This is a genomic window from Pseudomonas sp. GD03944 (assembly GCF_029839275.1).
In the GTDB taxonomy this organism is placed as follows: domain Bacteria; phylum Pseudomonadota; class Gammaproteobacteria; order Pseudomonadales; family Pseudomonadaceae; genus Aquipseudomonas.
The window spans coordinates 139,560-164,965 of sequence record NZ_JAOCAH010000006.1 but is presented as its reverse complement, the minus strand read 5'-3'; the positions used below and the strand labels follow the sequence as shown (position 1 = coordinate 164,965).

Below are 25,406 nucleotides of genomic sequence, written 5' to 3'. Positions count from 1 at the left end.
GCCTGCCGCCTCCAGGGACGCCACAATGTACAAAGACCTCAAGTTCCCCGTCCTGATCGTGCACCGCGACATCAAGGCCGATACCGTGGCCGGTGATCGCGTGCGGGCCATCGCCCGGGAACTGGAGCAGGACGGCTTCACCATCCTGTCCACGGCCAGCTCGGCCGAAGGGCGCATCGTCGCCTCGACCCACCACGGCCTGGCGTGCATCCTGGTGGCGGCCGAAGGCGCCGGCGAGAACAAGCACCTGCTGCAGGACATGGTCGAGCTGATCCGCATCGCCCGGGTACGGGCGCCGCAGTTGCCGATCTTCGCCCTGGGCGAGCAGGTGACCATCGAGAACGCCCCGGCCGAGGCGATGCCCGACCTCAACCAGTTGCGCGGCATTCTCTACCTGTTCGAAGACACCGTTCCCTTTCTCGCCCGCCAGGTCGCCCGTGCCGCACGCAATTACCTGGATGGCCTGCTGCCCCCGTTCTTCCGCGCCCTGGTGCAGCACACCGCGCAGTCCAACTATTCCTGGCATACGCCGGGGCATGGTGGTGGCGTGGCGTACCGCAAGAGCCCGGTGGGGCAGGCGTTCCACCAGTTCTTCGGCGAAAACACCCTGCGTTCGGACCTGTCGGTCTCGGTGCCCGAACTGGGCTCGTTGCTCGACCACACCGGTCCGCTGGCCGAAGCCGAGGCCCGGGCGGCGCGCAACTTCGGCGCGGACCACACCTATTTCGTGATCAACGGCACCTCCACCGCCAACAAGATCGTCTGGCACAGCATGGTGGGGCGTGACGACTTGGTGCTGGTCGACCGCAACTGCCACAAGTCGATCCTGCATTCGATCATCATGACCGGGGCCATTCCCCTGTACCTGTGTCCGGAGCGCAACGAGCTGGGGATCATCGGGCCGATTCCCCTCAGTGAATTCAGCCGCGAATCGATCCAGGCGAAGATCGATGCCAGCCCGCTGGCCCGGGGCCGTGCGCCCAAGGTCAAGCTGGCCGTGGTGACCAACTCGACCTACGACGGCCTGTGCTACAACGCCGAGCTGATCAAGCAGACCCTGGGCGACAGCGTCGAGGTGCTGCATTTCGACGAGGCCTGGTACGCCTACGCGGCGTTCCACGAGTTCTACAGCGGCCGCTTCGGCATGGGCACCTCCCGCGGCGAGGGCGCGCCGCTGGTGTTCACCACCCATTCCACGCACAAGCTGCTGGCGGCGTTCAGCCAGGCGTCGATGATCCACGTGCAGGACGGCGGCACCCGCCAGCTGGACCGTGACCGCTTCAACGAAGCCTTCATGATGCACATCTCCACGTCGCCGCAGTACGGCATCATCGCCTCGCTGGACGTGGCCTCGGCGATGATGGAAGGGCCGGCCGGCCGTTCGCTGATCCAGGAAACCTTCGACGAGGCCCTGAGCTTTCGCCGGGCCCTGGCCAACCTGCGGCAGAACCTGGCGCCGGACGACTGGTGGTTCAGCATCTGGCAGCCGCCCCAGGCCGAGGGCGCGGAGGGCGTGGCGACCGGCGATTGGCTGCTGCAGCCCCAGGCCGACTGGCACGGCTTCGGCGATATCGCCGAGGACTACGTGCTGCTCGACCCGATCAAGGTCACCCTGGTCATGCCGGGCCTGACGGCCGCTGGTGCGCTGGACCTCAGCGGGATTCCGGCCGCGGTGGTCAGCAAGTTCCTCTGGGAGCGCGGCCTGGTGGTGGAAAAAACCGGCCTGTACTCGTTCCTGGTGCTGTTCTCCATGGGCATCACCAAGGGCAAGTGGAGCACCTTGCTCACCGAGTTGCTGGAGTTCAAGCGCAGCTACGACGCCAACCTGCCGCTGTTCGATGCCTTGCCATCGATCGCCCGGGAGGGCGGCACGCAGTACCAGGGCATGGGCCTGCGCGACCTGTGCGACGCGCTGCATGCCTGCTACCGCGAGAACGCCACGGCCAAGGCGCTCAAGCGCATGTACACGGTGCTGCCGGAGGTGGCGCTGATGCCGGCCGACGCCTACAACCAGCTGGTGCGCGGCGAGGTGGAGGCGGTGCCGATCGAGCAGCTCGAAGGGCGCATCGCCGCGGTCATGCTGGTGCCGTATCCGCCGGGCATCCCGCTGATCATGCCGGGGGAGCGCTTCACCGCGCAGACCCGTTCGATCCTCGATTACCTGGCCTTCGCCCGAACCTTCGCCGAGCGCTTCCCCGGTTTCGATGCCGACGTGCACGGCCTGCAGCGCCAGGAGGAAGACGGCGCCTACACGGTCGATTGCATCAAGCTGTGAAGGGCAGGGCCTGCCCGTCCGTGGCAGGCCCGAGCGCGCCGGCTGATCTCCCGCTAGATCAACTGCTTAACGTCAAGAGCGAAACTCGGACTTAACTGCGATGACGTGGCGTGTGTCACGCTTCGTGGCATCGACATTTGTGCCTCGCTTGTTATAGTTGCTCGGTTTTAACTGTCAGAATTTTCTGGGTGTCGCGCGCCCGCTGCCGAGGATGACTGCTGTGTCTGACTACAAAGCCTTCCGTGTCGAGCTGGCAGACAAGATTGCCCACGTGGTGATCAACCGCCCGGAAAAGATCAACGCCATGAACGCCGACTTCTGGACGGAGATCATCGAGGTCTTCCGCTGGATCGACGCGACCGATGAGGTCCGGGTGGTGGTGCTGTCGGGCGCCGGCAAGCATTTCTCGTCGGGCATCGACCTGATGATGCTGGCGCAGGTCGGCAGCCAGCTGGGCAAGGACGTGGGCCGCAATGCCGAGGCCCTGCGCCGCAAGATCCTCGAGCTGCAAGCCTCGTTCAATGCCGTGGACACCTGCCGCAAGCCGGTGCTGGCAGCGATCCAGGGCTATTGCCTGGGCGGCGCGATCGACCTGATCTCGGCCTGCGACATGCGCTATTCGACCACCGATGCGCAGTTCTCCATCAAGGAGATCGACATCGGCATGGCTGCCGACGTGGGCACGCTGCAGCGCCTGCCGCGCATCATCGGCGACGGCATGATGCGCGAGCTGGCCTTCACCGGCCGCACCATCGACGGCAACGAGGCCCAGCGTATCGGCCTGGTCAACAGCACCTATGACGACACCGAGTCCCTGCTGGAGGGCGTGATGGCCATCGCCAGGGAAATCGCCGCGAAATCGCCGATTGCGATCCGGGGTACCAAGGAAATGATTCGCTACATGCGCGACCACCGCGTGGACGACGGCCTCGAGTACGTCGCCACCTGGAACGCCGCGATGCTGCAATCGAGTGATTTGCGCGTGGCCATGGCCGCGCACATGAGCAAACAGAAACCGGAGTTCGCCGACTGATGCTACTTCAGCAACTGATTTTTCTACCTGCGCGGGAGGCGCACTAGCTCATGGTTTCTGGAGCCACGTCGCTCAGCCTGGTGCGTGATGAGCTGTTCACCACCATGGAGGAGGCTGAGTCGAGTCTCGAACAGTTCATTGCCGAGCGGCACAACGGCAGCCTGTTGCAACAGGCCGTTGAGAACCTGCAGCAGGTGCGCGGCACGCTCAACCTGATCGAGCTGGCCGGGGCCGAACTGCTGGCCCAGGAAGTGCTTGACCAGGCCACCGATATCCCGGCAGGCGCCGGCGAAGAGCGCGACACGCAGTTGTCGGCCCTGAGTAACGCCCTGCACGTGCTGCGCCGCTACCTGGAAAACGTCGACGCCCACCGCCAGGAAATGCCCGAGCTGCTGCTGCCGGCCATCAACAACTTGCGTCAGGCTGGCAACCAGCCGCCGCTGCCGGAAAGTTTCTTCTTCAGCGTACGCCTCGACCATGCCCGGCCGCGCTCCGTACCGGCCAGCCTGGATGCGGCCGCGAAGGAAAGCGAAGGGCGTCGCCTGCGTCACATGTATCAGGTCGGTCTGCTCGGTTTCATCCGCGAACAGAACCCGCAAGCCAGCCTGAAGCTGATGAACCGCGCCATGGGGCGCCTGGATACCCTGTACGCCAACGAGCCGCGCGGGCGTCTGTGCTGGATCGCCGCGGCGGCGGTCGAGGCGCAGATCGATGGCCAGTTGCTGCCCCGCAAGTCGCGCAAGCAGCTGTTCTCGCGCCTCGATCGCGAGCTCAAGCAGATGCTCGGGAACAGCGTTTACGAAGCGCCGCGCAGCCTGCTCAAGGAATTGCTGTACCTGGTCGCCCTGGCCGACAGCCATGGCCCGCAGGTGGCCTCGCTGCGCGAGGTCTTCGGCCTGACCCCGCTGCCGTTCACCGATCACCTGCTGGAAGAAGAGTACCGTCGCCTGTCCGGCCCCGGGCAGTCGGTGATGCGCTCGCTCAGCTCGGCGATTCGCGAAGAGCTGGCTAGCGTCAAGGACATGCTCGACCTGATTGAGCGCGGCACCTTCCAGATGGACAGCCTGGGCAACCTGCACGCCCTGCTGGGCCGCCTGAGCAAGACCCTGGGCATGGTCGGCCTGAGCTCTGCCGGTAACTCGCTGAATGCGCAGTTGCAGGTGGTGGCGGGCTGGAGCGAAGAGCAGCCGCCGCAGACCGAAGAGCTGCACAAGCTGGCCGATGCCGTGCTGTATGTCGAGGGCATGGTCGCCAGCCTGGAGCGCGGCGACGAGCGCCGCGAGATTCGCCCGACGGCGGCGCAGCCGGGCAACGAGGCCGAGTCCTTCGCCTTCCACCAGCTCAATGAAGCCCGCATCGTGGTGGTCGACGAGGCCCAGGCCGGCCTGGCCCTGGCCAAGCGCGCCATCACCGCCTACCTGGAATCCAACGGCGACCGCATGCACCTGTCCAACGTGCCGTTCAGCCTGCAGGCGGTGCGTGGCGGCTTGTGGTTCCTCGGGCAGGAGCGCGCGGCGCTGCTGGTCGGTGCGTGCTCCGACTACATCCAGGAGCAGATGCTGGACGCCCCGCAGATGCCGTCCGAGCAGATGCTGGAAACCCTGGCCGATGCCCTGACCAGCCTGGAGTATTACCTCGAAGCCGGCGCCGTCCTGCGGCCGGAAACCCAGCCCAGTGTGCTCGACCTCGCGTCGGAAAGCGTGCGCGCCCTGGGCCTGCAGGTGGCTGCGTAAGTGGCCACGCGCTGGCAGTCGGCCCGGCTCGACAGCCAGCAGGCGGGCGGCTGGGTGGTTGTCCATTGCCGTCAGCAGTTCCTGGGTGACAGCAACGGTGTGCTGTTTCCCCGGGAATGGCTGAAGAAGCAGGACCTGCCGATCATCGCCGAACACGGCATCGGCCATTTCGATGGCGATGCGGTGTACCTGCTGGAACTCGAATACCCCGCCGAATTGCCCGGCGCCGCCTGGCAGGGCTTGCGCCAGCACATGCTGCAGGGCGATGCCGACACCTTCGCCATGCTCAGCTACGCCACGCAGATCGGCACCTGGGCACGGCAGAATCGCTTCTGCGGCAGCTGCGGTGGACGCATGCAGCCGCTGTCGGGCGAGCGCGCCATGCTGTGCCCTGACTGCGATATCCATCATTACCCACGGCTGTCACCGAGCATGATCGTGCTGGTGACCCGCGGCGACGAGATTCTCCTGGCCCGCTCGCCACGCTTTGTCACCGGGGTCTACAGCACCCTGGCCGGCTTCGTCGAGCCGGGGGAGTCGGTGGAGCAGTGCGTGGCCCGGGAGGTGCAGGAGGAGGTCGGTGTGCAGGTCACCAACCTGCAGTACCTGGGCAGTCAGGGCTGGCCGTTCCCGCATTCGCTGATGCTTGGCTTCCACGCCGAATACGCCGGTGGCGAGATCGTCATGCAGGCCGACGAAATCGAGGATGCCCAGTGGTTCAGCGTGCACGACCTTCCGCCGCTGCCGGCCACGCGCTCCATCGCGCGCTACCTGATCGACACCTATGTCGCCCGCCGCCTGGGTCTAGCTGAGCCAGTGCTGCCAGGTTAGGCGAGCGGTCAGCGCCAGCACCACCATGATGAACACCGGGCGAATGAACTTCGAACCGCCCTTGATCGCCGTGCGCGCGCCGAGCAGGGCGCCGACGCTCAGCGCCACGCCCATGCACAACCCCAGCACCCAGGCGACCTGCCCGCTGACGATGAAGATCGACAGGGCGCAGGCGTTGCTGACGAAGTTCATGCTGCGCGCCACGCCGCTGGCCCGCAGCAGGTCCAGGGGGTACATCAGCAGGTTGCTGACGGTCCAGAATGCCCCGGTACCCGGACCGGCCACCCCGTCGTAGAAACCCAGGCTCAGGCTCTGCGGCCACTGCCGGTAGCGCGGGATCGGGGCGTCCGGGTCCAGCGGCGCATCCGGGGTGCGGCCGAACAGCAGGTAGAGCGCGCAGGCGAATACCACCACCGGCAGCATCATGTTCAGCCATTCCGCCGGCAGCCACTGGGCGATGATCGCGCCGAGAAAGGCGCCGACGGCGGTGCCGATCAGGGCGTTGCGCCACTGGCTGGGGTCGAACAGTTTGCGTCGGTAGAAGGTGTAGCTGGCCATGGCCGAGCCGAAGGTCGAGCTGAGCTTGTTGGTGCCGAGCACCAGGTGCGGCGGAAGGCCGGCGGTGAGCAGGGCCGGGGTGGTCAGCAGGCCACCGCCGCCAGCGATCGCGTCGATGAAGCCGGCGACGAATGCAACGCACGTGAGAATGACCAGCGTCGTTGGGTCAACGGCCAGCTCGAAGGGCAGGGGCATAAAAAAGACGACCTGTGTCAGATTGCGTGGTGATCCCGCTGTTCTGCAGCAGAACAGCTGCGCATAATGCCGGCATTTTCATCTACAAGGAATGGCGTCGATGCAATACGACGGTCTGGCCTGGGCAACGGCATTGCTGGCACTGCTGGCGGTGTTCATCGCGGCCCGGATTCTGCTCAATAGCCAGTGGTTTCTCGGCTGGTTGCGGGGCACCTGCGGCCTGGCATTTCTTGCCCTGGCCGGGCTGGTCGGGCTGGTGGCCTACGACCTGTACAGCTACCGGACGCTGCCGGAAAACAAACCCCTGGCGACCCTGAGCTTCAAGGCCGACGGCCCCTATTACCGGGTCAGCGTGCTGGAAGGCAGCCAGGAGCGGACCGTAACCCTGGAAGGCGACCTCTGGCAGCTGGATGCGCGCCTGTTGCAGTGGAAAGGCCTCGCCGCGCTGATCGGCCTGGAGCCGGGCTACCGCCTGGAAAAACTCTCCGGTCGTTTCCTGGCGATCGAGCAGCAGTCCCTGGCGCAGCATGCCCAGGCCGAGCTGGCGGAAAGCCCCTACGGTGTCGATTTGTGGCGCTGGCTGCGCCTGGGCCAGCATGACCTGTTCATGTTCGACCCGCAGGCCCTGCGGGTGACCTACCTGCCGATTGCCGATGACGCGGTGTACAGCGTCAGCCTGACGCCCACCGGCCTGCTGGCCCAGCCCATGAACCAGGCGGCCAACCAGGCGATGCAGGACTGGCAGTAAGTCGAAAGAAGGGTGTAGCGAGGCAGCAGACCGGGACCGCAGTGCGGTCCCGGTTGCGTTTTCAGGAGAGGAAACCGCCGTCGACGTTCAGTGCCACGCCGGTGGTGTAGCTGGAGGCATCGCTGGCCAGGTACAGCACGGTGCCGGCCATTTCGCTCGGATCGGCCACGCGCTTGAGCGGAATGCGCTGCAGGGCGTGCTTGAGGATGGCGTCGTTCTTGGTCAGGGCCGAGGCGAACTTGGTGTCGGTCAGGCCCGGCAGCAGGGCGTTGCAGCGAATGCCGAACTGCGCGCATTCCTTGGCGAAGACCTTGGTCATGCTGATCACGGCGGCCTTGGTCACCGAGTAGATGCCCTGGAACTCGCCCGGCGAGACGCCGTTGATCGACGCGACGTTGATGATGCTGCCGCCGCCGTTCTGCTTCATCAGCTTGCCGCCTTCGATGGACATGAAGTAGTAGCCGCGGATGTTCACATCGACGGTCTTCTGGAACGCGCCCAGGTCGGTGTCCAGCACATTGCAGAACTGCGGGTTGGTGGCGGCGTTGTTGACCAGGATGTCCAGGCGACCGAACTGCTCCTTGATCTGGGCGAATACGTGGGTGATCTGCTCCATTTCGCCAATGTGGCAGGCGATGGCGGTGGCCTTGCCACCCTCGGCAACGATGGCGTCCGCCACGGCCTGGCAGCCGTCGATCTTGCGGCTCGACACGATGACGTGGGCGCCTTGCTGGGCGAGCAGCTTGGCGATGGCTTCACCGATCCCGCGGCTGGCACCCGAAACGAAAGCGATCTTGCCGTCGAGGTCGAACAGTTGAGTCTTGGACATTGCGGATTCCTTGTGGTGTGAGGCCGGTTACAGGGTCGATTTGCCGATGACCTGCAAGCTCATCTGCTCCAGCAGCTTGTTCATGTGGATGAACTGAGCGAAGCGCTTGTCCTGGGTCTGGCCGTGGTAGTAGCGGTAGTAGATCTGCTGCACGATGCCGGCCAGGCGGAACAGGCCGTAGGTGTAGTAGAAATCGATGCTCTTGATCTCGATGCCGGCGCGCTCGGCATAGTAGTCGGCGAACTCCTGGCGGGTCAGCATGCCCGGCGCGTTGCTCGGCTGGCGGCGCATCAGTTGGACCGGTGGCGGGTCGCCGGCTTCGATCCAGTAGGCCAGGGTGTTGCCCAGGTCCATCAGCGGGTCGCCGATGGTGGTCAGTTCCCAGTCGAGCACACCGATGATCTGGCTCGGGTTCTGCGGGTCGAGGATCACGTTGTCGAAGCGGTAGTCGTTGTGCACGATGCCGGGCTTGGCATGGTCGGCCGGCATCTTGTCGCGCAGCCAGGCCTTGACTGGTTCCCACAGCGGCGCGTCCGGGGTCAGGGCTTTCTCGTAGCGGTCGCTCCAGCCACCGATCTGGCGCTGCACGTAACCTTCGGGCTTGCCCAGGTCACCGAGGCCGCAGGCCTGGTAGTCGACATTGTGCAGCTCGACCATCTTGTCGATGAAGCTCTTGCACAGGGCGCGGGTCTTGTCGGCGTCGAAGTTCAGCTCCGCCGGCATGTCCGAGCGCAGGATGATGCCGTTGACCCGTTCCATCACGTAGAACTCGGTGCCCAGCACTGATTCGTCGGTGCAGTGCACGTAGGCTTTCGGGCAGTAGGGGAAGCCGGCGTTGAGCTGGGTGAGAATGCGGTACTCGCGGCCCATGTCATGGGCGGACTTGGCCTTGTGACCGAAGGGCGGGCGGCGCAGGACGAATTCCTTGTCGGGGTATTCGATCAGGTACGTCAGGTTCGACGCGCCACCGGGAAACTGGCTGATGCGGGGTTCGCCGGTCAGGCCGGAGATGTGTGCCTTGAGGTAGGCATCGATGATCGTCGCGTCGAGCTCTTCGCCTTCGCGGATGTGAGTGGACTGATCATTAAGCGCCATGCTTATCCCTTCTACTTATAATGGTTGCCCTGCAACATAGGTAAATCTAATGCTGCCCCGGTGTCGTCACAAGCGATACGTGCCGTTATAGGCGGGCGTGTTGCCCCGCAATCAAGCTGCCTGATCCATGCCGCCGCGCGGCCTGCAGGCGAAAAAAAACCGGAGCACGGGACTCCGGTTTCTTTCGGTTTCGCGGCCGCTGAAGCTTAGACCGGGAACAGCTCGCCGAGCTTCATGGCCAGCATCATGTCGCCTTCGGCGCGCAGCTTGCCGGCCATGAAGGCCTGCATGCCGTCGGTTTCGCCGCTGGTGATGCCTTTCAGGGTTTCGCTGTCCATGATCAGGGTCACGTTGGCGTTCGGGTTGTCGCCTTGCTCGACGGCGCAGGTGCCGTCCTTGACGATCAGGGCGTAGTTTTCGCCATCTTCGATGTTGAACTGGAACACCAGATCCAGGCCTGCAGCGGCGCTGGCGTTGAACTTGGATTGCATGGTTTGGACGATGTCAGCAACGCTCATGATCTTATCCTTTTTCTCGGTTTTTTCGCGCAGCCTTGCGGCTGCAGTAGGCCGGAACTCAGCGGTAGGTGATGAGTTCCGGCGCCTTCAACAGCTGTAAATGCACATGGCTGTTGAAGGAAGCCAGGCTCACTTGGCTGCCACGGAACTTCAGGCAGCTTAGTGAAGTGTTGACGATCTGCCAGTTCAGCTCGAAGGCATTGGCGGGCGGAACGCCGGTAATCAGGTGGAGCAGGGCGGTGATGGTGCCGCCCGAGGTGAACACGGCAATGCTGTCCTTGTTGCCGGCGTCTGCCAGCAGGCGGTCGAGCCCGCCCCGGACCTGTTCGACGAAACCCTGCCAGCTCTGCAGGCCTTCCTTGTCCTGCTCGCCGGAGATCCAGCGGCCGATCAGGCGGGCGAACAGGCGCTGGAATTCCGCGCGGTTCTGCGCGGCGTTGCGCAGCACGTGCAGGGCTTCGGGCTCTTCGGGCAGCAGGTCGGGCAGCAGGGCGCGAATGACCGCGTCGGCATCGAATTCGTTGAAGGCGGCATCCACCTGCAGCGCCGGAATCCCCACGCCGGCGGCTTCGAGCTGGGCGAGGGCGGCGGTGGCGGTGTGCTGCTGGCGGCGCAGCTCGCCGCTCACGCAGCGGTCGAACTGCAGGCCGAGCTGCGCCAGGTGCGAGCCGAGCACTTCGGCCTGACGAACGCCGACCGGCGACAGGACATCGTAGTCGTCGGCACCAAACGAGGCTTGGCCATGTCGAATCAGGTAGATGCTGCCCACGTCCGCTCGCGTCCCGGTACCTTGAAAGTTTCGCGAGGGTAGGGGTAAGCCGAGGGACCTGTCAACGAAAAAACATACGCTTGTTTGAATTGACGCCGTGCGGCCTGCAAAGGCTGCGGCTGCGGCTGGCCGTCCTACCATGCCGTCGGTATGCTTGGGCGTTACGGGTGCCGCGCGGCAGCGGGCACCGATATCCACGTACAAGGGGAAACGTGTGGAGTTTTTTGCAGATTACGCGGGATTTCTGGCCAAGACCGTCACCCTGGTGGTGGCCATCGTGGTGGTGCTGGTCGCCCTCGCGGCGGTACGGGGCAAGGGGCGCCGGGGCGGTGGCCAATTGCAGGTCAGCAAACTCAACGACTTCTACAAGCAACTGCGCCAGCGCCTGGAACAATCGATCCTCGACAAGGACCAGCTGAAAGCCACGCAGAAGGCCGAGAGCAAGGCCGCCAAGCAGGCCAAGAAAGCCGGTGTGCTGAAGCCCCGGGTGTACGTGCTCGATTTCGATGGCGACATCAAGGCCTCGGCCACCGACAGCCTGCGCCATGAAGTCACCGCGGTGCTGAGCATGGCCACCCCGCAGGACGAGGTGGTGGTGCGCCTGGAAAGTGGCGGCGGCATGGTGCACAGCTACGGTTTGGCGTCCTCGCAGCTGGCGCGTATCCGCCAGGCCGGCGTGCCGCTGACCATCTGCATCGACAAGGTGGCGGCGAGCGGCGGCTACATGATGGCGTGCATTGGCGAGAAGGTGATCTCCGCGCCGTTCGCCATCATCGGTTCGATCGGTGTGGTCGCCCAACTGCCGAACGTGCACCGCCTGCTGAAGAAGCACGACATCGATTTCGAGGTGTACACCGCTGGCGAGTACAAACGCACCCTGACCGTGTTCGGCGAGAACACCGAGAAGGGCCGGGAGAAATTTCAGGAAGACCTGCTGGAGATCCACGAGCAGTTCAAGAACTTCGTGGCCCGCTACCGCCCGAAGCTGGACATCGACGAGATCGCCACCGGCGAAGTCTGGCTCGGCATGTCGGCCCTGGAAAAACAGCTGGTCGACGAACTGAAGACCAGTGACGAATACCTGGCCGAGCGCGCCAAGGAAGCGGACCTGTTCCAGGTGCACTATGCCGAGAAGAAATCCTTGCAGGAGCGTGTCGGCCTGGCCGCCAGCGTGGCGCTGGACCGCTTCGCCCTGACCTGGTTGAGCCGTCTCAATCAGCAACGCTTCTGGTGAATTCCATTCAGTCGAGGGGGAAGGTATGAGCAGATTCACTGCGCTGCAGGCGCGGGAAACCGCAGCAGGAACGTTCGAGCAGGTGCTGGTCGAGCGCGATGTGGCCGAATTGCCCGCCGGGGAATTGCTGGTTCGCGTGCGCTACTCCTCGCTGAACTACAAGGACGCGCTGTCGGCCAGCGGCAACCGCGGCGTCACCCGCCAGTACCCGCACACCCCGGGCATCGATGCCGCCGGGGTGGTGGAAGCATCCAGCGTGGCCGAGTTTGCGGTCGGCGATGAGGTGATCGTCACCGGCTACGACCTGGGCATGAACACCGCCGGCGGTTTTGGCCGGTACATCCGCATTCCCGCCGCCTGGGCGTTGAAGCGCCCCCAGGGCCTGTCGCTGCGCGAGGCCATGGTGCTCGGCACCGCCGGCCTGACGGCTGCGCTGTGCGTCGACAAGCTCGAGCAGGCTGGTGTCACGCCGGATGCCGGGCCGATCCTGGTCACCGGTGCCACCGGCGGCGTGGGCAGCGTGGCGGTGGCCTTGCTGGCGAAGCTCGGGTTCACGGTGGCGGCCTCCACCGGCAAGGAAACCCAGGCGGATTTCCTCAAGGCGCTGGGTGCCGAGCAGGTGGTGCCGCGCAGTGCCCTGCAGGAGGGTGCCGAAAAGCCCATGCTCAAGGAGCAGTGGGGCGGGGCGGTGGACACCGTGGGCGGCGACATCCTGTTCAACGTGGTCAAGTCGCTGCGTTACGGCGCCAGCGTGGCCTGTTGCGGGCTGACCGCCGGGGTCGGTTTCAAGGGCAGCGTGCTGCCGTTCATCCTGCGTGGCGTCAACCTGCTGGGGGTCGACTCGGTGGAGCTGCCGCTGGTCGTCAAGGCGTCGATGTGGGACAAGCTGTCCCTGCAGTGGAAGCTCGACCTGGACGCGCTGGTCACCGAAGTCGCGCTCGATGAACTGCCCCAGGCGATCCCGCGGATCCTGGCGGGTGAGCTGGTCGGGCGGGTATTGGTGCGGCTCGACTGAGCACCAGCATGCATTGAAGCAAACGGCCCGGTTGATCCGGGCCGTTGCGCATTCAGGCGCGGCTGACGTACATGGTGATGTCGGCGCGGAACACCGGTTTGTCGCCGACGAAGGCCTGCACCGGCACCGTCACGTCGCCGATCTGGTTCCAGTCGATGCCGCTGCCATCGGCCACCGTGCGGATGTCGCCGTCGGCCTTGGCCAGGTATTCCACGCTCATGCCGCGCGGAATCCAGCGGCAACCGCTCGGGATCGAGGCATCGGTCATGGTGCCGGCGGCCAGCTCGGCGGCATTGCACAACGCGATCGCGTGCACGGTGCCGATGTGGTTGAGCACTTCACGGCGCTTGGCGAAGGTCACTTCGGCGTACCCCGGGCGCAGTTCGACGATCTGCGGGGCAATGCTGGCGAAGTAGGGCGCGACCTGGCCGATCATGGCGCTGAACTGGGCCGGCCCGGCCTGCTGGAACATCTGCAACATCTGACTCATGGGCTTTCTCCTGGGCAACATGGGTTTGATCGAGTGCGCGCGCCCAGGCAGTATACGAGCAATAGAATTAATTTCTAGAATATTATTCTAGTCGGATTGTTGCAGAGGACCGCATGGCCCATCGTTCGCGAAAAGATGAAATCCTCCAGGCCGCCCTGGCCTGCTTCACCGAGTTCGGGGTGGAAAACACCACCATCGAGATGATCCGGGATCGTTCCGGCGCCAGTATCGGCAGCCTCTATCACCATTTCGGCAACAAGGAGCGGATCATCGCGGCGCTCTACCTGGCGGGTACCGCCGAGTATGCGGCGCTGTTGCAGGACGGCTTCGCCACGGCCGACAGCGCCGAGGCCTGCGTGCGCCTGCTGGTGACCAGCTACGTGGACTGGGTGGTGGCCAACCCGGATTGGGCGCGTTTCATCCTGCACAGCCGTGGGAGGGTCGAGGCGGGCGAGATGGCCGAGCAGCAGCGTGAGGCCAATCGCGAGCACTTCCTGCGTATCTACGAGGCGCTGGCGGTGTACCGTGAACAGGGGGCGTTCAAGGTGCTGCCGGCCGATTGCTTCGCCTCGGTGGTGATCGGCCCGGCCCATGATTTTGCCCGCAACTGGCTGGCGGGACGCACCCAGACGGCCTTCGCCGACTGCCGCGAGGTGCTGGCGCGGGTGGCCTGGGACAGCGTCCGGGCCTGAAACGAAAAAGCCCCGCAAATGCGGGGCTTTTACTGTCCGGTCGTCGCTCAGGCGCGGCGACGGAACAGCGGCAGCGGCTGGTCGGCGGAGGCCTGGTAGACCTCGCTGAACTCCTCGAAGGCTTTCAGCGCGTCTTCCGGGTCCTTGTCAGCACGCAGGGCAAAGGCATCGAAACCCACGCGGTGGTAGGAGAACAGCTGGTCGCGCAGCACGTCGCCAATGGCGCGCACTTCGCCCTTGTAGCCATAGCGGGTGCGCAGCAGGTACGCCGTGGAGCAGTGGCGGCCGTCGGTGAAGGCGGGGAAGTTCAGGGCGATCACCTGGAAGTTGTCCAATTGATCAGCGATTTCCTCGATTTCTTCGCCGGCATCCAGCCACACACCCAGGCCGCCGTCGCGGGCCTTGAGGGCGTGGGCGTGTTCGACCCAGAGGCCGAGCGGGACGATCAGGTCGTCGCAGTTCGGCACGCCGTCGAGGGTCGCGTCCTTGGGCAGCAGGTGCCAGGTCTCGTCGAGGACCTGGCCATTCTTAATGATTCGCTGCATACACGCGCTCCTTGAACGGGTCGACACCGATACGGCGGAAGGTGTCGAGGAAACTTTCTTCTTCGCTGCGCTGCTCGACATAGACCTTGATGATCTTGTCGATCACGTCGGCCATGTCCGCTTCGGCGAACGACGGGCCGAGGATCTGCGCCAGGCTGGCGTCGCGGCCGGCGCTGCCGCCGAGCGACACCTGGTAGAACTCCTGGCCTTTCTTGTCCACGCCGAGGATGCCGATGTGGCCCACGTGGTGGTGGCCGCAGGCGTTCATGCAACCCGAGATGTTCAGGTCGATGTTGCCGATGTCGAACAGGTAGTCCAGGTCATCGAAGCGGCGCTGGATGGCTTCGGCGATCGGAATCGACTTGGCGTTGGCCAGCGAGCAGAAGTCGCCGCCCGGGCAGCAGATGATGTCGGTCAGCAGGCCCACGTTCGGCGTGGCGAAACCCTGCTCGCGCAGTTCGCCCCAGAGGGTGAACAGCTGCGCTTGCTCGACGTCGGCCAGGATGATGTTCTGGTTGTGGCTGTTGCGCACCTCGCCAAAGCTGTAGCGATCGGCCAGGTCGGCGATGGCGTCGAGCTGCTTGTCGGTGACGTCGCCCGGCGCCACGCCGGTGGGCTTGAGCGACAGGGTCACGGCGACGTAGCCCGGCTTCTTGTGGGCGAAGGTGTTGCGCTGGCGCCAGCGGGCGAAGCCCGGGTGCTCGGCGTCGAGCTGCGCCAGGGCGGCGTCCTCGTCCGGCAGGGCACGGTACTCGGGGTCGATGAAGTGCGCGGCGACGCGGGCCACTTCGGCCTCGGTCAGGGTGGTGGGGCCGTCTTTCAGGTTGGCCCACTCGGCATTCACGCGCTCGGCGAAGACCTCGGGGGTGAGCGCCTTGACCAGGATCTTGATGCGCGCCTTGTACTTGTTGTCCCGGCGGCCATAGCGGTTGTACACGCGCAGGATGGCGTCGAGGTAACCGAGCAGGTGCTGCCAGGGCAGGAATTCGTTGATGAAGCTGCCGACGATCGGGGTACGGCCCAGGCCGCCACCGACGGACACGCGGAAGCCCAGCTCACCGGCGTCGTTCTTCACCGCTTCCAGGCCGATGTCGTGCACCTCGATGGCGGCGCGGTCGCTCACGGCGCCGTTGACGGCGATCTTGAACTTGCGCGGCAGGTGGGTGAACTCGGGGTGGAAGGTCGACCACTGGCGAATGATTTCACACCAGGGGCGCGGGTCGATGATCTCGTCCTTGGCCACGCCGGCGAACTGGTCGGTGGTGGTGTTGCGGATGCAGTTGCCGCTGGTCTGGATCGCGTGCATCTGCACGGTGGCCAGCTCGGCGAGAATCTCGGGGACGTCTTCCAGGTCCGGCCAGTTGAACTGCACGTTCTGGCGGGTACTGATGTGCGCATAGCCCTTGTCGTAGTCGCGGGCGATCTTGGCCATCATGCGCACTTGCTTGGAGGACAGCAGGCCATAGGGCACGGCTACGCGCAGCATCGGCGCGTAGCGCTGGATGTACAGGCCATTCTGCAGGCGCAGGGGACGGAACTCCTCGCCACTGAGCTCTCCGGCCAGGTAACGGCGGGTTTGATCACGGAACTGCTTGACGCGGTCCTCGATGATTTGTTGATCGTACTGGTCGTATACGTACATGAAGTGTCCTGTTATCAGGCTGCTTACCAGGTCACCGAGGGCGGGGCGCCGGGCCTGGGGTGTGGAAAACGCCTACCGGGTGCCGATGTGCGTCGACATCGGGCCCTGTGGATCGATTTCGCCCTGGCCGGACGTTTCTTGCGACACGTCTCAATGACCTTTTACAGCAAATCTGCGCGCACGGCCGCGCACTCCTGGCGGAGCCGGAGGAAGATACCAGCTCAGGGTTATGCGCAAAAGTGAAGTTTGAGTATATGGAAAGAACTTTAAGTACTAAGTCAGGCGCCGTGCATAACTGCGTCGCTTGAGCACCGCGCCTGCGTGGTCTTAACTACCAGGGCGAACCACCCATAATCATAAGTAGAGGGGCTTGCCGATGACGGACCATACCGAACGCGACAACCGTGACAGTGCCGTTGATGCGGCGGCGATATTCATCCTCATCCTGCTCGTCGTGGCCACGGCGGTGTTCTGGGTCAGCGGGCAGTAGCACCGCTGGCGGCACCGGGACAGGGCCGGCCTCGCTCGACCGACGCCGGCTTTTTCCCGTTCGACGGATGGGTGGCGGCACAATGCCATGCCAGACCGCGTATACTGCGCGCGCTTTTTTCGGGGTGCGTGCGTTGAGAGCTGTATTCGCTGTCCTTACCGTGTTGTTTCTGCTGTCGGCTGGTGCCTCGCTCCAGGCCGCGGTCGAGACGCGCCCGACGGTTGCCCCCGCCTCGGTGATCTTCCTCAGCCCGGGGCGCTCCGACGAAGCCTTCTGGATCGACAGCGCCAACTTCATGCAGGCGGCGGCGACGAGCCTCGGCATGCGCCTGCAGGTCACCCACAGCGAACGCGACGCCAGTACCCTGATCGCCCACGCGCGGCGTATCCGCGAACTGCCGGAACCGCCGGACTACCTGGTGTTCGTCAACGAGATGTACACCGCGCCGGAGCTGCTGCGGATCTTCGACGGCAGCCCGATCAAGCTGTTCGCGTTGAACAGCACCCTCACGCCCGAGCAGCAGGGCATCATCGGCGGCACGCGCCAGCACTACGCCAACTGGATCGGCAGCCTGGTACCGGACGACGAGGAGGCCGGCTACCTCATGGCCCGCCAGCTGATTTCCCTGCTCGGTGGCCAGTCGACCAGCATGGTGGCGTTTTCCGGGGTGCGCTCGACGCCCTCGGCGGCCCTGCGCGAGCAGGGGCTGCGCCGCGCCCTGGCCGACAACCCGCAGATCACCCTGCGCCAGTTGGTCTATGGCGAGTGGCAGCGCGCGCGGGCCTATGAGCAGGCCCGCACCCTGATGCAGCGTCACAAGGACATTCGTGTGGTCTGGTCGGCGAACGACGAAATGGCCTTTGGCGCCATGCAGGCGGCGCGGGAGCTGGGGCGGCAACCGGGGCGGGATGTGTACTTCGCGGCCATGAACAGCTCCCAGGCGGTGCTGCAGGCGCGGGTGGCAGGTGAGGTGTCGGTGCTGTTCAGTGGCCATTTCACCCTGGGCGGCTGGGCCATGGTGCTGCTGCACGACTACCATGCCGGGCTTGACTTCGCCCAGCGTGGCGGCAAGGACCGCGCCCTGTCGGTGTTCCGCTCGCTGGACGAGGAGCAGGCCGCGCGTCTGGCCAAACGCCTGCAGGTGCCGGGCTACGGCCTGGATTTCAAACGCCTCAGTGCGGTGTACCGGCCGGGCCTGCAGCGCTATGACTTCTCGCTGGCGCCGCTGCTGGAGTGACTCAGACGCCGGCCAGGTGCAGCACCAGCTTGACCACGGCGAACAGCACCACCACGAACAGGCCGGTGAACAGCACGCCGAGGATTATGAAGTGGCTGGGTTTGCCGCGGCTGAAATCACGGCTGCGATTCTTGCCGCTCTGCACGCCGAACGCGGCGGCCAGCACGCTGTGCAGCATCTCCCAGAGGGTCAGTGGCTTATCGTCGTCATTGCCCGGCTCGCTCATCGCCCGCTCCCGTTGCTTTTACGACAAGCGTAGCTTCTTTGACGCGGGCTGCCCGGCGCCTCAGGACGGCTTGCGCACCGGGTGCAGGCGGCGGGTGTTGACGATGTCCACGGCGCGGGCGCGCAGCTGGCCGCAGCCGCCGTCGATGTCCTGGCCGGCGGAATTGCGCACCTTGGTCAGCACGCCGCGGCTGTGCAGATAACGCACCATCTGCACGATGCGGTCGCCGTCCGGACGCTGGTAGTCGTCGGCTTCCAGGCTGTTGTAGGGGATCAGGTTGAGCACCGCGAACTTGCCCTTGAACAGGCGCAGGATGCCGTCCATTTCGTCCTGGCTGTCGTTGATGCCCTTGAGCAGGGTCCACTGGTACTGGATCGGGTAGTCGACGGCCCGGGCGTACGCTTCGCCCAGCTCCATCAGCTCTTCCGGGTCGATGCGCGGTGCGCGGGGCAGCAATTGCTGGCGCAGCTCGGCATTGGTGGTGTGCAGCGACAGCGCCAGGGCGGGCTTGATCTGCTGCCGCGGCAGCCGTTCGAAGACCCGCGGGTCGCCGACCGTGGAGAACACCAGGTTCTTGTGGCCGATGCCGCCTTCGGTGCCCAGCAGGTCGATGGCCTCGAGCACGTTGTCGAGGTTGTGCGCCGACTCGCCCATGCCCATGAACACCACTTTCTTGACCTTGCGGTAGCGGCGGGCCAGGGCGACCTGGGCGACGATCTCGGCGCTGCTCAGCTGGCGCAGCAGGCCGCTCTTGCCGGTCATGCAGAACACGCAGCCCACCGCGCAGCCCACTTGGCTCGACACGCACAGACCGTCGCGGGGCAGCAGCACGCTTTCCACCATCTGGCCATCGTGCAGGGCCACCAGCAGGCGCGCCGAGCCGTCGCCGCCCGGGTGTTCCGAACGCAGGCGTACCAGGCCGTCGAGTGCCTCGCTCAACTGCGGCAGGGCGTTGCGCACGCTCAGGGGCAGGAAGTTTTCGGTGCGCTGGTAGCGGGTGCCGGTGTCCAGCGGCTTGCCGGCCAGCCAGGCACGGGTGATGCGCCCGATGTGCTGGGGTTTGGCGCCGAGGTCGACGAGCTGCTGCTGGAATTCGTGGATATGCATGGGGCGCGCATCCTACCACTGGCCGCAGGCAAGGCGTAGCGCCCGCTGCGCGGTCAGGTGCGAATCAGCGGCTCGCAGCGCACCACGGTCTTCACCGAGTTGGCGATGAAGCATTCTTCATGGGCCTGGTGGTGCAGGGCATGTTGCTGGGCCTGGGTGGGCAGGCGGTCACCGCCGAAGGTGACGTCCGGGTAGAGCACCACCTCGGTCATGGCCAGCCGGCCGTCGCCGTTGCGGCTCATCTCGCCCTGGGCCTTGTCCACGTAGCGTTCCACCTGGAAACCCTGCTTGGCCGCGAGCGACAGGAACCACAGCATGTGGCAGCTCGACAGGGACGCGACGAAGGCTTCTTCCGGGTCTACGGCGCCGGCATCCGACCAGGGCAGCGGCACCACCTGGGGCGAGGAGGAGGCGGGCACCTCGACGCCGCCGTCGAAACGCCAGCGGTGGGCGCGGCTGTAGCGGTTGCCGAGGAAATCCTGCTCATCGCGTTGCCAGAGAATTTCTGCGCTGTAGTGACTCATCGGGGCGCCTCCTGCGCTATTGGGCAGGCCCTGACGATGGGGGAACGAACCGTGTCGTGGTATCGTTCCGCTTTGGCTGACAGGGCCCAGTGGAGCGGTTCATGAAGTTCATACACCAGCGCGAGCACTTGAACGAAGATGACCTGGTCATCATCGAGTGTTCGCAAACCTGCAATATCCGCCTGATGAACGATGCGAACTTCCGCAGTTTCAAGAACGGCGGTCGTCATGTCTACCACGGCGGCGCGTTCGACAAGTTCCCGGCGAAGATCACCGTGCCCAGCACCGGTTTCTGGAACATCACCATCGACACGGTTTCGCGCAAGGCGATCAGTGTCACCCGCAAACCGACGCTCAAGCATTCGATCAAGATCGTCCGCCGGTCCTCATCGCACCTGAGCTGACGCCTTATTCGTGCCGCTGCAGCGAGTGGCCTTCGAGCTCGCTGCCCAGGCGGTACAGGTTGTTGCCGCTGCGCTTGGCCGCGTACATGGCCTGGTCGGCGAGGTGGATCATGCGGTCCATGCTCGTCGCGTGATCGGGATACACCGTGATCCCCAGGCTGGCGCCGATGCGCTGCTGGTTCGCGCCCAGCTGCAGGGGCAGGGCGAGGGCGGTGAAGATCTTGTCGGCTATCAGGCGGGCTTCCTCCTCCAGGTCGGTGCCGGCCGCCAGCCCCTCCAGTACCACCACGAATTCGTCGCCGCCGATGCGCGCCAGGGTGTCGGACTCGCGCAATGCATGGCGCAGGCGTTCGCCGGTGGTAACCAGCACGTGGTCGCCGGCGGCATGCCCGCACTGGTCGTTGATCGCCTTGAAGTCGTTGAGGTCGATGAACACCAGCATCACCCGCGTGGTGTGGCGTCGCGCCCGTTCCAGGGCCTTGCCCAGGTGCTCTTCGAACACCAGGCGGTTGGGCAGGCCGGTCAGCGAGTCGTGGTGGGCCAGCTGGTGCAGCTGATTGGCCCAGGTCTTTTCGTCGGTGATGTCACGCACCACGCCCATCATGCGCACTGTGTTGCCGTCTTCGTCCTTGACGATATTGCCGGTCTCGCGCAGCCAGCGCTGGGTGCCGTCCGGCCAGATGACGCGGTATTCCTCGTCATGGTTCTCGCCGGTCTCGATGCAGCGCAGCTCGCCCGCTCGGACCCGCTCGCGGTCATCGGGGTGGACACTGGCGCAGAACAGTTCGTAGGTCGGCACCAGGCTGCCGGGCTTGTGGCCGAACATGCCGTAGATGGCGTCGGACCAGTACAGCTCCTGGGTATCCACGCGCCAGTCCCAGGTGCCGATGCGGGCGAAGTACTGGCTGCGCTCGAAGCGTTCGGCATCGTCCTGGGCCACGGGGTAGAGCAGGACGATGGTGGAACCGGTGTGCGGCGAGGGGAAGCGCGAGATTTCCAGCGGCCGCTGGGTGTAGCGGCAATGGATGGTCTGCCGCTGCGCCAGCGGGTCGAGGTCGGCCAGTTGCGGCAACCAGTGTTCAAGGGTGGTGTCGCACAGCGGCACCTCGCCGCTGTCCAGCAGGTGCACCGCCATGGGGTTGTGCTGGCGGATGCGGCCACTGTCATCGACCAGCAGCACGCCCTCGGACAGGTGTTCGAGCATGGCGTCGTGGTGCGCCAGGGCCTTGTGCAGTCGCCGTATGCGCAACGCCTGGATGGCCAGCAGGAGCAGGGCACACAGGGCAACGGCAAGGCTGATCAGAAGCTGGGTCATCGCGTTCGGTACTACAGGGCCGACAGGGTGAATTTCGAGGATCGCTGCGGGCCATTATGCACGGCGCACAGTAAAAGGCCCGCCATTTGGCGGGCCTTGCGGATCAGTTGTCGTACCCCAGGTTGGGCGACAGCCAGCGCTCGGTGACGCTCAGCTCCTGATTCTTGCGGGCGGTGTAGCTGTCGATCTGGTCCTTGTCGACCTTGCCCACGGCGAAGTACTGCGCCTGCGGGTGGGCGAAATACCAGCCGCTGACGGCGGCGGCCGGGAACATCGCGTAGTGCTCGGTGAGGAATACGCCGCTGCGGCCTGCCTTGTTGAACGCCGCCTCGGGGTCGAGCAGCTTGAACAGCGTCTGCTTCTCGGTGTGGTCCGGGCAGGCCGGGTAGCCGGGCGCCGGGCGAATGCCCTTGTAGCGTTCCTTGATCAGGTCCTCGTTGCTCAACTGCTCGTCCGGCTCGTAGCCCCAGTATTCCTTGCGCACGCGTTCGTGCAGCCACTCGGCGCAGGCCTCGGCCAGGCGGTCGGCGAGGGCCTTGACCATGATCGAGTTGTAGTCGTCGCCCTTGTCCTGGTAGGCCTTGGCCACCTCTTCGGCACCGATCCCGGCGGTGGTGATGAAGCCACCGATGTAGTCGGTCACGCCACTGTCCTTGGGGGCGACGAAGTCGGCCAGGGAGAAGTTGGGCTTGCCGTCGGTCTTGATGGTCTGCTGGCGCAGGTGGTGCAGGGTGGCCAGGGGCTGGCCGTCAGCGCCGTAGACTTCCAGGTCGTCTTCACGCACCTGGTTGGCCGGCCAGAAGCCGAACACCGCGCGGGCGCTGATGAGCTTCTCGTCGATCAGTTTGTTGAGCATTTCCTGGGCATCGGCGTACAGCGTGCGCGCCGCTTCGCCGACGATCTCGTCGTCGAGGATGCGCGGGAACTTGCCGGCCAGGTCCCAGGAGATGAAGAACGGGGTCCAGTCGATGTACTCGGCCAGGACGCGCAGGTCGATGTTGTCTAGCACCCGGCTGCCGACGAAGGTCGGTGTCGCGGGTTGGTAGTCGGCCCAGTCGAATTGCGGTTTCTTGGCGATGGCGTCCGGGTAGGTCAGGCGCTCGGTGCGGGCGCTGCGCTTGGAGGTGCGCTCGCGGACTTCGACGTATTCCTCGCGGGTCTTCTCGACGAAGCCGCTTTTCAGTTCCTTGGACAACAGCTGGGTGGCCACGCCCACGGCGCGCGAGGCGTCGGTGACGTAGATGACCGCGTCGTTCTGGTACTTGGGCTCGATCTTCACCGCCGTGTGGGCCTTGGAGGTGGTGGCGCCGCCGATCATCAGGGGCAGGGTGAAGCCCTGGCGCTGCATCTCGCGGGCCACGTGCACCATCTCGTCCAGGGATGGGGTGATCAGGCCGGACAGGCCGATGATGTCGCATTTCTCGGCGATGGCGGTCTGCAGGATCTTCTCCGCCGGCACCATCACGCCGAGGTCGACGATGTCGTAGCCGTTACAGCCCAGCACCACGCCGACGATGTTCTTGCCGATGTCGTGCACGTCGCCTTTCACGGTGGCCATGAGGATCTTGCCCTTGGCTTCCGGCTTGTCGCCTTTTTCGGCTTCGATGAACGGAATCAGGTGGGCCACGGCCTGCTTCATCACCCGGGCGGACTTGACCACCTGGGGCAGGAACATCTTGCCCGAGCCGAACAGGTCGCCGACCACGTTCATGCCGCTCATCAGCGGGCCTTCGATCACCTCGATGGGGCGCGCGCACTGCTGGCGGCATTCCTCGGTGTCTTCGACGATGAACGCGGTGATGCCCTTGACCAGGGCGTGCTCCAGGCGCTTGTCCACCGGCAGCGAACGCCATTCTTCGTTTTCGACTTCCTTGGCCGCGCCGTCGCCCTTGTATTTGTCGGCGATGGCCAGCAGGGCTTCGGTGGCGTTGGGGTTGCGGTTGAGCACCACGTCTTCGACGGCGTCGCGCAGCTCCTTGGGAATCTCGTCGTAGATTTCCAGTTGGCCGGCGTTGACGATGCCCATGGTCAGGCCGTTCTGGATCGCGTAGTACAGGAACACCGAGTGAATGGCTTCGCGCACCGGGTTGTTGCCGCGGAATGAGAACGACACGTTGGACACGCCGCCCGAGGTCAGGGCGTAGGGCAGGTTGTCACGGATGTAGGCACAGGCATTGATGAAGTCGACGGCGTAGTTGTTGTGCTCGTCGATGCCGGTGGCCACGGCGAAGATGTTCGGGTCGAAGATGATGTCTTCCGGCGGGAAGCCCACTTCATTGACCAGGATGTCGTAGCTGCGCTGGCAGATTTCCGCCTTGCGCGCCTCGGTGTCGGCCTGGCCGGCTTCGTCGAAGGCCATCACCACCACGGCGGCGCCGTAGCGCTTGCACAGCTTGGCGTGGTGCTTGAACTGCTCGACGCCTTCCTTCATGGAGATCGAGTTGACGATGCCCTTGCCCTGGATGCACTTGAGGCCGGCTTCGATCACGTCCCACTTCGAGGAGTCGATCATGATCGGCACGCGGGAGATGTCCGGCTCGCCGGCGATCAGGTTGAGGAACTTCACCATCGCCGCCTTGGAGTCGAGCATGCCCTCGTCCATGTTGATGTCGATCACCTGGGCGCCGGCTTCCACCTGCTGCAGGGCGACTTCCAGCGCTTCGGTGTAGTTCTCCTCGCGGATCAGGCGGGCGAACTTGGCGCTGCCGGTGATGTTGGTGCGCTCGCCGACGTTCACGAACAGCGAGCTGCGGTCGATGGTGAACGGCTCCAGGCCCGACAGGCGGCAGGCTCTCGGAATCTCCGGGATCGCCCGCGGCTTGTACTTGGCGACCGCTTCGGCGATGGCCTGGATGTGGCCCGGCGTGGTGCCGCAGCAACCGCCGATGATGTTGAGGAAGCCCGAGGCCGCGAATTCCTCGACCACCGCGGCCATCTCCGCCGGGGTTTCGTCGTATTCGCCGAAGGCGTTGGGCAGGCCGGCGTTGGGGTGCGCCGACACATGGGTGCCGGCCTTGTTCGACAGCTCTTCCAGGTACGGGCGCAGGTCGGCGGCGCCAAGGGCGCAGTTCAGGCCCACGGAAATCGGCTTGGCGTGGGCCACCGAGTTCCAGAAGGCTTCGGTGGTCTGGCCGGACAGGGTGCGGCCCGAGGCGTCGGTGATGGTGCCGGAAATCATGATCGGCAGCTCGACGTCGTCTTCCTCGAACACCTGCTGCACGGCGAAGATCGCCGCCTTGGCGTTGAGGGTGTCGAAGATGGTTTCGATCAGGATCAGGTCGGCGCCGCCCTCGATCAGGCCGCGGGTGGCCTCGGTGTAGTTCTCCACCAGCTCGTCGAAGGTGACGTTGCGGTAGCCGGGGTCGTTGACGTCCGGGGAGATCGAGCAGGTGCGGCTGGTCGGGCCGAGGACGCCGGCGACGAAGCGCGGGCGATCCGGGGTTTCCAGGGTCTTGGCATCGGCCACTTCACGGGCCAGGCGCGCGCCTTCGACGTTCAGCTCGTACACCAGCGATTCCATGCCGTAGTCGGCCTGGGACACCTGGGTGGCGTTGAAGGTGTTGGTTTCCAGGATGTCGGCGCCGGCGTCCAGGTAGGCCTTCTCGATGGCCTGGATCACGTCCGGGCGGCTGAGCAGCAACAGGTCGTTGTTGCCTTTCACGTCGCTTGGCCAGTCGGCGAAGCGCGCGCCGCGGTAGTCCTCTTCCTCCAGTTTGTAGCTCTGGATCATGGTGCCCATGCCGCCGTCGAGAATCAGGATGCGCTGGCTCAGGGCATGCTGAAGGGCGGAGAGGCGGGCGTTGCGATCGGAAGAAGACATCGGCGGCATTACCTGGTGGACACGTGGGCGTAGAGGGCCGCGATGATAGCAAACCTGTACGGCTTTGCAGTGCCGTGGCGG

At 65.1% G+C, this 25,406-nt stretch carries 23 protein-coding genes; 10 read left to right on the top strand and 13 right to left on the bottom strand.

Translation table 11 applies throughout. The features are described from left to right. Window positions 1-25: 25 nt before the first annotated feature. The 4 genes from N5C28_RS11905 (at window position 26) to nudC (ending at window position 5,872) form a co-directional block, all read left to right on the top strand. The gene (locus N5C28_RS11905; RefSeq protein WP_279822519.1) at window positions 26-2,275 is read left to right on the top strand and encodes an Orn/Lys/Arg decarboxylase N-terminal domain-containing protein; all 2,250 of its coding nucleotides are present in this window, start codon (window positions 26-28) and stop codon (window positions 2,273-2,275) included. 220 nt (window positions 2,276-2,495) lie between these two features. Continuing rightward, the gene (locus N5C28_RS11900) at window positions 2,496-3,308 is read left to right on the top strand and encodes a crotonase/enoyl-CoA hydratase family protein (RefSeq protein WP_279822517.1); all 813 of its coding nucleotides are present in this window, start codon (window positions 2,496-2,498) and stop codon (window positions 3,306-3,308) included. Window positions 3,309-3,358: 50 nt separating this feature from the next. After that, the gene (locus tag N5C28_RS11895) at window positions 3,359-5,041 is read left to right on the top strand and encodes a ferrous iron transporter B (protein WP_279822515.1); all 1,683 of its coding nucleotides are present in this window, start codon (window positions 3,359-3,361) and stop codon (window positions 5,039-5,041) included. After that, complete coding sequence (gene nudC, locus N5C28_RS11890) at window positions 5,042-5,872, top strand: NAD(+) diphosphatase (protein ID WP_279822513.1); 831 nt, start codon at window positions 5,042-5,044, stop codon at window positions 5,870-5,872. Here nudC and N5C28_RS11885 read toward each other — a convergent pair. Beyond that, complete coding sequence (locus tag N5C28_RS11885; protein WP_279822657.1) at window positions 5,846-6,619, bottom strand: TSUP family transporter; 774 nt, start codon at window positions 6,617-6,619, stop codon at window positions 5,846-5,848. The two genes, nudC and N5C28_RS11885, sit on opposite strands and share 27 nt — an antisense overlap. Window positions 6,620-6,725: 106 nt before the next feature. Here N5C28_RS11885 and N5C28_RS11880 point away from each other — a divergent pair, with 106 nt between their 5' ends. Continuing rightward, window positions 6,726-7,373 (top strand): hypothetical protein, encoded by a 648-nt coding sequence (locus tag N5C28_RS11880; RefSeq protein ID WP_279822511.1) that lies wholly within the window; start codon window positions 6,726-6,728, stop codon window positions 7,371-7,373. Window positions 7,374-7,434: 61 nt separating this feature from the next. Here the strand turns inward: N5C28_RS11880 and N5C28_RS11875 are convergent, their stop codons facing one another. From N5C28_RS11875 to N5C28_RS11860, 4 genes are all read right to left on the bottom strand, one after another. Next, window positions 7,435-8,202: an SDR family oxidoreductase gene (locus tag N5C28_RS11875; protein WP_279822510.1), complete on the bottom strand. Its 768-nt coding sequence runs from the start codon at window positions 8,200-8,202 to the stop codon at window positions 7,435-7,437. A gap of 27 nt (window positions 8,203-8,229) precedes the next feature. After that, window positions 8,230-9,297, bottom strand: coding sequence for a phosphotransferase family protein (locus N5C28_RS11870; RefSeq protein WP_279822508.1), 1,068 nt, complete (start codon window positions 9,295-9,297; stop codon window positions 8,230-8,232). A gap of 206 nt (window positions 9,298-9,503) precedes the next feature. Then, window positions 9,504-9,818, bottom strand: coding sequence for an SCP2 sterol-binding domain-containing protein (locus tag N5C28_RS11865; protein WP_279822656.1), 315 nt, complete (start codon window positions 9,816-9,818; stop codon window positions 9,504-9,506). Window positions 9,819-9,873: 55 nt separating this feature from the next. Continuing rightward, the gene (locus tag N5C28_RS11860) at window positions 9,874-10,584 is read right to left on the bottom strand and encodes a phosphoglycerate mutase family protein (protein ID WP_279822506.1); all 711 of its coding nucleotides are present in this window, start codon (window positions 10,582-10,584) and stop codon (window positions 9,874-9,876) included. A 214-nt stretch (window positions 10,585-10,798) separates the two neighbouring features. On the opposite strand from N5C28_RS11860, the gene sohB reads away from it, so the two are divergent. Then, a complete protein-coding gene (sohB, locus tag N5C28_RS11855; protein WP_279822503.1) occupies window positions 10,799-11,818 on the top strand; it encodes a protease SohB in 1,020 nt (339 codons plus the stop codon). Window positions 11,819-11,843: 25 nt separating this feature from the next. Then, window positions 11,844-12,833 (top strand): YhdH/YhfP family quinone oxidoreductase, encoded by a 990-nt coding sequence (locus N5C28_RS11850; RefSeq protein WP_279822501.1) that lies wholly within the window; start codon window positions 11,844-11,846, stop codon window positions 12,831-12,833. Window positions 12,834-12,885: 52 nt separating this feature from the next. Here N5C28_RS11850 and N5C28_RS11845 read toward each other — a convergent pair whose 3' ends face one another. Then, entirely contained in the window at window positions 12,886-13,323 is a 438-nt protein-coding gene (locus N5C28_RS11845; protein WP_279822499.1) for a hotdog fold domain-containing protein, read from the bottom strand. A 113-nt stretch (window positions 13,324-13,436) separates the two neighbouring features. On the opposite strand from N5C28_RS11845, the gene N5C28_RS11840 reads away from it, so the two are divergent. Next, window positions 13,437-14,015, top strand: coding sequence for a TetR/AcrR family transcriptional regulator (locus N5C28_RS11840; protein WP_279822498.1), 579 nt, complete (start codon window positions 13,437-13,439; stop codon window positions 14,013-14,015). Between the two features lie 47 nt (window positions 14,016-14,062). On the opposite strand, the gene N5C28_RS11835 is transcribed toward N5C28_RS11840, so the two are convergent. Together N5C28_RS11835 and N5C28_RS11830 are read right to left on the bottom strand one after the other, a co-directional pair. Then, entirely contained in the window at window positions 14,063-14,560 is a 498-nt protein-coding gene (locus N5C28_RS11835) for a DUF934 domain-containing protein (protein WP_279822497.1), read from the bottom strand. After that, window positions 14,544-16,202, bottom strand: a complete 1,659-nt coding sequence (locus tag N5C28_RS11830) for a nitrite/sulfite reductase (RefSeq protein WP_279822495.1) — start codon at window positions 16,200-16,202, stop codon at window positions 14,544-14,546. Before N5C28_RS11830 ends, N5C28_RS11835 begins: the two co-directional genes overlap by 17 nt. 623 nt (window positions 16,203-16,825) lie before the next feature. Between N5C28_RS11830 and N5C28_RS11825 the strand changes: the two genes are divergently transcribed. Beyond that, window positions 16,826-17,929 (top strand): ABC transporter substrate-binding protein, encoded by a 1,104-nt coding sequence (locus tag N5C28_RS11825; RefSeq protein ID WP_279822494.1) that lies wholly within the window; start codon window positions 16,826-16,828, stop codon window positions 17,927-17,929. A gap of 1 nt (window position 17,930) precedes the next feature. Here the strand turns inward: N5C28_RS11825 and N5C28_RS11820 are convergent, their stop codons facing one another. From N5C28_RS11820 to N5C28_RS11810, 3 genes are read right to left on the bottom strand one after another with little or no spacing between them, the layout of a single operon-like run. Further along, window positions 17,931-18,155: a DUF2970 domain-containing protein gene (locus N5C28_RS11820; RefSeq protein ID WP_279822493.1), complete on the bottom strand. Its 225-nt coding sequence runs from the start codon at window positions 18,153-18,155 to the stop codon at window positions 17,931-17,933. Window positions 18,156-18,215: 60 nt separating this feature from the next. Further along, window positions 18,216-19,262, bottom strand: a complete 1,047-nt coding sequence (locus N5C28_RS11815) for an RNA methyltransferase (RefSeq protein WP_279822492.1) — start codon at window positions 19,260-19,262, stop codon at window positions 18,216-18,218. Window positions 19,263-19,315: 53 nt separating this feature from the next. Continuing rightward, window positions 19,316-19,786 carry an OsmC family protein gene (locus N5C28_RS11810; RefSeq protein WP_279822490.1) on the bottom strand — a complete coding sequence of 157 codons (471 nt, stop codon included), beginning with the start codon at window positions 19,784-19,786 and terminating at the stop codon, window positions 19,316-19,318. Between the two features lie 101 nt (window positions 19,787-19,887). Between N5C28_RS11810 and N5C28_RS11805 the strand changes: the two genes are divergently transcribed. After that, complete coding sequence (locus N5C28_RS11805; RefSeq protein WP_279822487.1) at window positions 19,888-20,190, top strand: DUF1883 domain-containing protein; 303 nt, start codon at window positions 19,888-19,890, stop codon at window positions 20,188-20,190. Between the two features lie 4 nt (window positions 20,191-20,194). Here N5C28_RS11805 and N5C28_RS11800 read toward each other — a convergent pair whose 3' ends face one another. Continuing rightward, entirely contained in the window at window positions 20,195-21,505 is a 1,311-nt protein-coding gene (locus tag N5C28_RS11800; protein ID WP_279822485.1) for a diguanylate cyclase, read from the bottom strand. Between the two features lie 103 nt (window positions 21,506-21,608). Next, window positions 21,609-25,325 carry a methionine synthase gene (metH, locus tag N5C28_RS11795; RefSeq protein WP_279822484.1) on the bottom strand — a complete coding sequence of 1,239 codons (3,717 nt, stop codon included), beginning with the start codon at window positions 25,323-25,325 and terminating at the stop codon, window positions 21,609-21,611. Window positions 25,326-25,406 lie beyond the last annotated feature (81 nt).